The 575-nt window shown below is 30.6% G+C and carries 1 protein-coding gene; it reads right to left on the reverse strand.

Annotated features, from left to right (window positions below; translation table 11 throughout):
- Positions 1–137 precede the first annotated feature (137 nt).
- Complete coding sequence (locus TD18_RS16885) at positions 138–551, reverse strand: immunity 22 family protein (RefSeq protein ID WP_052461130.1); 414 nt, start codon at positions 549–551, stop codon at positions 138–140.
- Positions 552–575: the final 24 nt, after the last annotated feature.

The raw sequence follows: 575 nt of genomic DNA on the forward strand, positions 1-575 counted from the left end.
AACGTGTTTGTATAAGATTAGTTGCGTTATTTAAGCAACTAATTTAGCAAATAAATCACAGATAGAAAGTCCGCGAGGACTTTCGTAATTAGGCTAGAATTAGCAATTAATTTTATACGGTGTTGGCAAATCGTTTTTTATTTCGGTTCATATTCTTTTCGAAAAACGAATTCAATTGGTTTGTTATTCATTTTCATTCCGTTGTATTCGAATAGCATTTCATTTGTTGAGTGTTCTCCATTTTCTCCAAATAAGAACGAAATTGAATTCCGATTTGTTAAATCTCTATTTTTTAATTCCGCAATAAGTTCATCGAAAAAATATTCAGAGTCGAGTAAGTCATCTTTGTGTTCGACCAGATTTTCCAAAGTCAGTTTTTTAAACCACCAACTTTCCATAAAATCCTCATCATAATATTCTAATTCAGCATCTTTTCCGAATTCAGATTCAGGTTCATCTTCGTTTTCATAATCAAAATTCAGATAGTTTTTGTAGAGTTTGTTTTCTGATTCAAAAGTTCCAATCCAAATGCAAATTATCTTTTTAGTCATCGATTTTCAAATGTTTGCCAACGT

It is taken from the genome of Psychroserpens mesophilus (assembly GCF_000826645.1).
GTDB lineage: Bacteria > Bacteroidota > Bacteroidia > Flavobacteriales > Flavobacteriaceae > Psychroserpens > Psychroserpens mesophilus.

Excerpts from the sequence above, each read along its gene's own strand:
- TD18_RS16885 (WP_052461130.1), bottom strand. The coding sequence starts at position 551 with ATGACTAAAAAGATAATTTGCATTTGGATTGGAACTTTTGAATCAGAA.